4 protein-coding genes and 1 pseudogene are annotated in these 7,380 nt (G+C 44.1%); 1 reads left to right on the top strand and 4 read right to left on the bottom strand.

Going from position 1 to position 7,380, the window contains the following annotated elements:
* The 3 genes from A3757_RS24380 to A3757_RS24370 all read right to left on the bottom strand — a co-directional run.
* Window positions 1-3,302: DUF1631 family protein (locus A3757_RS24380; protein ID WP_068740447.1), on the bottom strand; the 3,302-nt coding region annotated here is incomplete at its 3' end.
* 48 nt (window positions 3,303-3,350) lie between these two features.
* On the bottom strand, window positions 3,351-4,673 hold the full coding sequence (gene argA / locus A3757_RS24375; protein ID WP_197470293.1) for an amino-acid N-acetyltransferase: 1,323 nt from the start codon (window positions 4,671-4,673) through the stop codon (window positions 3,351-3,353).
* A gap of 30 nt (window positions 4,674-4,703) precedes the next feature.
* Window positions 4,704-5,981, bottom strand: coding sequence for an LSM domain-containing protein (locus A3757_RS24370; RefSeq protein WP_068554558.1), 1,278 nt, complete (start codon window positions 5,979-5,981; stop codon window positions 4,704-4,706).
* A 188-nt stretch (window positions 5,982-6,169) separates the two neighbouring features.
* On the opposite strand from A3757_RS24370, the gene A3757_RS24365 reads away from it, so the two are divergent.
* Window positions 6,170-7,234, top strand: coding sequence for a GGDEF domain-containing protein (locus A3757_RS24365; RefSeq protein ID WP_068554556.1), 1,065 nt, complete (start codon window positions 6,170-6,172; stop codon window positions 7,232-7,234).
* 45 nt (window positions 7,235-7,279) lie between these two features.
* Here A3757_RS24365 and A3757_RS27825 read toward each other — a convergent pair.
* Window positions 7,280-7,380, bottom strand: a pseudogene (locus tag A3757_RS27825) (acetylglutamate kinase); the annotation flags it as partial.

The raw sequence follows: 7,380 nt of genomic DNA, 5'->3' as shown, positions 1-7,380 counted from the left end.
TTGGCGACAGGCTCTGGTTCATTAACACGAACGCCATCCGAGGCAAACTCGTCTTCAAGCTCATTTCGATACTCTGAATCTGATCCATCGACACCCTCATCACTTTGATGTATTCGGGCAAAGCTCTCTTCAATTAACTCTAATGCAGCACGAATCATTGACTCTGGGTTATAAAACCCCATATGCGCCTTACTTTCACCAATCAACACTGACAATGCAGTCTCTTCAGACTCACATAGAGTCTCCAGCGTATCCTGGCACCGCAAACCTAAAAACTCTTCGCCATGGTCAACCGTAAATAAGACGAAGTCAGAATCATTAACCCGCCCTAAAACACCACCACCAAGCATACCACTCAATTGACCTGCAACATCCTTAGCGAAACTCGGCTCCAAACTTGCTGCATCATCTGTTTTGGTATCGTAAAAACGAATATAGAGTAAGTAACACTCTGCAGTTCGCTTGCCTTTCTTCATCAAGGTTCTAACCTGACGACAAAACTCTGATTTACGTATTAGGCCTGAACCTTCGTCATAATTCGACTCATACGCTATCTTGTCGTAAACCTCGGCAACCATATTGTCGAGGCTCTGGTTAACCATGGGTAGTTCATAATCAAAATCCAGAGATATTCGCCGGTCTCTTAGGTACGTCGCAAACTTTAGTAAGCCCAGCTCAATAACTTTCATACCCTGATGGTTTACACATACGAACTTGCTATAGCCTTTCGCTATCCAGACCAAGCGCATGTATTGCGGTTCCTTTCCTTCTCGCTCAAGTTGCAGCCAAGTACCCGTTTCAATAGATTTTGCTTTTAGAATCCAGGTTTTGAGCTCTTGAGACTTAGTAAGGTTTCGTTGCACCAAGTCATCTTCAGTCTCTGGCAGGTCTTGTAACTTAGCTTGCACCATATTATGGCAACCACGTGGCGCATTTTGAATAAGATGCTTTAACGACTCTCTTACAGTGCCAGACGCTTCATTCGTTCCCGATACCTGTTTCAGACCTTCTTGAATAACAGGAATAATTTTCTTAGCATCAACGGGGATTTCAGGATTGTCTCCAAAAGCAATTAGACGATCAAGAACCGATAAATAAGTATGCCACTGCTCACTATCTTCACCATATTTTATATGGGTGAGGTTCAGCAGTTCCTTCCAGCCATTTTCAACCAACACACTAACGGCTGATGGAACCTGCTTTCCAGCAAAACGTTGATTAAGTGCTGTTGCAACCGCAACCTTGGCCTCATCAACCTTATGCACACCATCAGCAGCGGCTGCCACTCGCTCTACATTCTTAACATATAGCTTGTTTTGCTTCTCGATCAATTGGTCCAATTCTGCCAGGACGCTATCGAATATTTCAGTATCTTGTTCAAACTGCTCAACAATCTGCTCTACTAATTCTGACACCTTTCGCCGGCTTGCAGGGTTCAAGGTAACACCTTTTGCGCCAAGCTGAGCAATACGGTTCATAACAGCTCTGACGGAGCTATTATGATCTTCAAAGAAACGCTCATCTTTCAGTAGCACTTTCAGTACTGGTACTTCAAGTTTAAGTAGGTGCTGTTTTGCTTCAGAACTAATACGGGGGTTATTCCGCATACTGTAAAAAAAGCGATCTACGACATCGATAGCAACCTTCTGTTGCTCATCGAGTGCTTTTTCAGTTCCCTGCTGTTTGAAGCTCTCCTCTACTCGGGACATCAAGCTAGGGCGTTCTTCCAGCTTGTCAGCATCACTAGCACCTTGAAGCTCAGCAAGGCCTTCGGTGAACTCTCCTTGCGAGTAATTCTCTAGTGGAGCGCTGGCCTCACCTAAGCGCTGACTCTGTTCAGCTGATTTTTTCCGCAAAGATCGCATCAAACCCACAACATTATTTAGCGCACTTTGCACTTCTGCCTGATTTTGTTGGAATGGACTATCGCCACCCATTTGATTTGCTTGACCGGATAGTGTTCCTAGACCTGGAGCCGCACCTGAAGGAGAGCTTGCGGACTGAAAAGGCGGCGCTGTTAATGCAGCGCTTTGAGTATCAGCTTGCCCGGTTCCACCACCAAGAGATTCGATAAAGGAAGAACGCTGCTCTTCTAACGGGGCACTTGGCGCTCCCAAGGCATCTTGGTTTTGTTGAGTTTCAGCGGAGGTAGCTAAACTTGCTTGGCTTTCTAAACTGGCTGCCATAGGGGACGCTTCCGGCACATAGCCTGGCCTTCCCGCCACACCAGGCCCACCTGCAGAACCACCCTGAGCTGAATTTTCTTGCTCTTGCGGTCTTTTCTCCTGAGAGGGCTCTGGTTTTGATCGCTTAGGTTTAGCTTCTGCACGTGACTTGACTGCCTTAGCCAGATCCATATTCGGTAGAATATTATGGTTAACCAAAATCTGGTTTAAACCTAAATACAAACTATCAAGCGACGTCATTACCTGCTTTTCAAACACCTTGAAAACCAGTTTCTCTAGTGCCCCACCCAAGCGCAGAGGTATAACGGCGGCATGAAAAGCACTCACCAACAATGCTGGGCCAAAAACACTTTGGTGATGGTTTTTATCACCAATTCCTACCGCATCCAAACGGACTTTAAGAGGTAATAATTCGGCACGATATTGAGTTTCACATTTGGTAATCAAGACCCTTGAAGTCAACCAGTCTTCAAAGTCACCTTTATCGACAAGCGATAGGGTATCGCTCATTTTTGTAGACATATCCAGATGCTCTTGATATGCCCCTAAAGGATCTTGCACTCCAATTGAAAAACCAGCTTGCAGTTCACGCTGACTCTTCTCTACTTTCTCAGCAGCGGCCATTAGCTCATTGGCTTTTTGGTCACTTTGGGCCTGTATTGAAGCTTGCTTTATTTCCTCAATTAAAACTGGCCAAAGGTCTGTCATTAAGGGAAGTGTCGTGCTATGAATCCTTTCTATACACTCCTCAACAATCTTTTTGCTCTCTTCGCTTGGTGCCGAACGTGCACCCTGGTTCATAGCAACCAAAGCACGGATAGCTTGAGGTTTACGCTCAGTAAAGCGAATACCAAAAGCTCCTGTCATCATATGTGCGAGATGCGCACCGATGTGAAACTCTTTACCACGCAAGTCCTTAAAAGAAAGGTCCAGTAAATCTTCTTTTCTAAGTATGGCCAAAAAGTCGATATACTCACGATCAAATTTGAGAAACATACCGTCAGGGCAATAGTCTGCAATCACACAAGGAACATGGTGGGTTTTACCTAAGTGCAGTATTGCCTCATGATGAATCGGTCGACGAATACTTGAGCGACGTTCCTGACTCTTGTTCATTGCGTAATCCGCTGTTGTTGAGTTCGATTAATATGGTCCATGAATAGTCTAAATCTGTTTCATCAATACTTTTGCATTGCGGCTAGAGTTATAGTTTTTCCCGCCAGGCAAGTGCTCTGAAGAACTCAAGCCGAAGCCCCGTTCTTTAAACCATTGTTCAGTCTTAGTTGTTAACACAAATAAACGGGATAAGCCTAGAGACCTTGCTCTATCTGTTACAGCTTCTAACAAACGATCTCCACGGCCTTTTTGTCGATAATCCGGATCGACCGCGAAACACGAGAGTTCACCGGCCTTGTCTTCAGTAAAAGGATATAAACCAACACAAGCTATGATCGCGTTGTCACGAGCCTCAACCAGAAAATAATCTAATTCCGTCTCAAGTAGCTCTCGTGAGCGTCTAACCAAATAGCCTTGCTCTTCAAGAGGACGAATCAGGTTCAAAATACCGTTCGTATCTTCCAGTCTCGCTGGCCTTATTTGGTCAAAGACTTCGACACTAACCATTGTGCCATGACCATCTCGGGTAAATAACTCTTCAAGCAAAGCACCATCATGAGCATAACCAAGCAAGTGAGCTCTAGTCACACCAGCCTGGCAAGCTATCGCAGCGGAATATAGCAAATTCAAGGGAGTACCCGCGTCAATTAGCTCAGTACCAGCACGTTTTGTGTCGACAAGAGACAAGGCCTCTTCAGCCGTCAGCTGCTTTACTGCTGTGCCTTTTTCTGTCGAAATAGGGCTTTCACTACCTAGAAATATCAGCTTATCTGCTTGTAGCCTTACCGCTAAGTCCCCTGCGAGCTCTTCGTAGCTTAAATTGAAAATATCACCACTCATAGAGTACCCAGTTGCAGGAATCAAAACGATTGAGCTTGACTCTAAGCTCTGGGTAATAGCCTCGACTTCAATCTTCCTGACATGCCCCGTATGGCCCATATCGACACCTCGACTCACACCATGAGGCTTTGCCATAACAAAATTGCCACTGACTACTCGAATTTTAGCCCCGTGCATTGGCGAATTCACAACCCCCATAGAGAGGCGAGCCTCGAGCTCCGAACGAAGTCTTCCGTAGGCTTTAAGCACCGCAGGCATCATTCTTTCTTCCGTTACACGAAGGCCCAAGTGAAATTTTGAACGTATCCCCCGGTCGGCAAGCTCCTCATCTATTTGCGGACGAGCCCCAAAAACAATAGCCAAGCGAATACCCAAGCTATTTAGCAAACTAATATCATTGATAATATTCGCCAGATTATGGTTTGCTAGCGCTTCTCCGCTTAGGGCGAGCACAAAAACCTGATTACGGTGAGCATTTATATAGGGGGAAGCATTTCTAAACCAGCTCACCCACTCTTTCATTTCAGTCATCTATTTATGAATACCTGAGTTGGCAGCGTATTAGCGCCAAACTTCGACGAGTTCTATTTTCTCATTAGCAAAAAAGTAATCTGCAGTCCCACCGCCAAAAATAAGCGTCACTTCAATTTTTTGTTCGTCAGCAGATTTCAACAAGCCCTGGTAGGTTTTGCCATCCTTGAGTTCAATTCTTACTTTACGGTCGACGAATTCGGATAAAACCATAATATCAGTTGGCTGATAGCGTAAATTACTCAAAACCACTGTCGCCTGACCGCTGCTCTCTGGTTTTTTAGGTTTCTCTTCAAGCACTGGCTCAGGCCGATAATAACTGCCATCTAAAAACAGCTGCAACGATTGACTCATTTTGCCGTTGATATTTGCACTTATTGCTAGACTAGACACTAGTTCCTGATCATAAAGTCGTTCTAACTCTCCCAACCTTATCGGCACAGGAGGTTCAACTTTTAACTTCAAGACACCGCCTTGCAACAATTTATCACGATATAAATCTTCGACAGCCTCATTTGCCAGCATTCCTATCCCCGCCATACCTATTCGCCAAGCTTGAGAAGCATGTTTTGCATAGGCCTCAGGCTCTAAGCCACTCTCTTCCGTGCATAAGTTCACCATACGACGAGCATAGCCCGCATCTAAATGACTCATTTCTAGGTTATGAATATTTATTGCTGACACATTTCCCGTTTCAATTACGGTATTAAGCCCTTCCAAATCCAGACTTAGGGCCAACTCTAACTTTCCGATCTTATCGATGTCTATCGACAGCGTAATCATATCTTTGCCGCGGGCTTGCTCATAATAGATGCGACCCGAAGCCGATAGCTCTTCTATCCCCATGGCTTTTAAAGCTGAGAAATCCAGAGATGAACGATCTCCGCAAGCAAACAAGCTCATTGGAACCAACACCTTATCGCCAATAAACAGAGCCATCCATTCATCAAGACCGCGCCCCTTAAAAGGCATTCGCAAGCCAGAGTAGCTCATTGAAATCGGAGCAGTCAATTTGCCTACTTTTAAGCTAGGCAAGGCTGTCATCATTGAAGATGCATTGCCTAAACCGAGCGTAAGTTTGTCTATATTAATCGGACGCTTCAAACTAAAAGGCGTTAAAACAAGTCCCTCAAAATGGATATTCCCTTCAAAGTCAACCGATAGCCAGGAATAGCTTAACGAAAGGCTTTTACTATGCTCTTGTTTAAAACTTTCTATAAACTGCATCGCAGAGTACGTGGCATAGGCCTTGATGCCTGCTACAAGGAGCAGCCCAAGAATCAATAAAGCCCCTAACTTCTTAATCATTTCTTATGTTCCAAGTAACTTATCCAACTTCGTATACAAACTATAGCAAATATTCTAAGAATTTAACTTTATCTTCAGATATTTAGGTCTAAGCTAAAATCTATAAGCTGTAGGCAATTAATGGGTTAATCACTGCCAATTCAGCATTTCACCATTTATATAGCTAAAGTCGAAGTTAGACCCTTACCATGAAGCACTCAGATGATGTATCCAGAGCAGTAGACCTTCTGAAAAAAACGCTGCCGGAAATGAACAAACGAAATATCGCTACTACGCCTAATAATTATGCGATTTGGTATGAGTTCGTCGTGGGTGACAACCCGGAACTTAGCAAAGCAATTCAAGAACTGGATGCTAAGAAGACAAGCTATACCACGGAAACCCTTCAATCACTCTATGAGAAATATATTTCAGACGCCCACGAAGCTGCAGTCAATAAGCTGAGCAATAGTGTTAAAGAAATTATTCATAACTTTCTCAACAAAGTTAATAAGGAGGGTCACGGACTAACTGATTACGCGCAGACCTTATCGTCGTTTTCTGAGAAAATGGAAGGTGCCAGTGACATCAGTGATATAAAGTCACTCATTAGCCATCTGCTAGATGAAACCAAGAAGCGTGAAAGCGCTACACAGAGTATGCAAACTTCCCTTGAAAGCATGGCGCTTGAAATGAAAAAACTCAGGGCCGAAGTATCAAAGCTTAACTCTGAAGCAACAACAGATTCCCTCACAAAGGTGAACAATCGCCGTGCCTTTGATATGGAGATAGAAAACTTTATTTCTTCCAGCAAAGCCGAGAAGAAACCATTATGCCTACTGTTAATCGACCTGGATGATTTCAAGCGTTTTAATGAACAATTTGGTCATACAATTGGCGACAAAGTTCTTCGTTTTGTCGCGACACTCTTAAAAAACAACATTAAGGGCTGCGACTCGGTTGCTCGGTTTGCTGGCGAACAATTCGCAATTCTACTGCCTGAAACGGCCTGCGAAGGAGCTTACATTGTCGCTGAGAATATTCGTGAGCGCTTATCGAAACAAACTTTATCAGACAGCGCAGAAAAGATTGAACTAGGAACTGTCACAGCTTCGATCGGTGTCGCCGTATACAAGTATGGAGAGAGTGCAGAGCAGCTAATTCGTAAAGCTGATAAGTTCATGCACGAGGCAAAACGTTCAGGAAAGAATAAAGTTGTGGGCGGTTCAAATGTAGGTTCTGACAGCAAAGAGTCATCAAGTACGCTTATTTAAAACAATCAAGCGGCCATAATTACTGACCGCTCAGCACACTAAGTACTAGTCATTAGTAATCAGCGTTCCAACACCTTCATCTGTAAAGATTTCCAAAAGTGTTGAGTGGCTAACTCGACCGTCAATAATGTGCGAACTCTTTACTC

Source organism: Oleiphilus sp. HI0117 (assembly GCF_001635235.1).
Note: the sequence above shows the minus strand (reverse complement) of the source record. Positions and strands in the feature narration are given on the sequence as shown.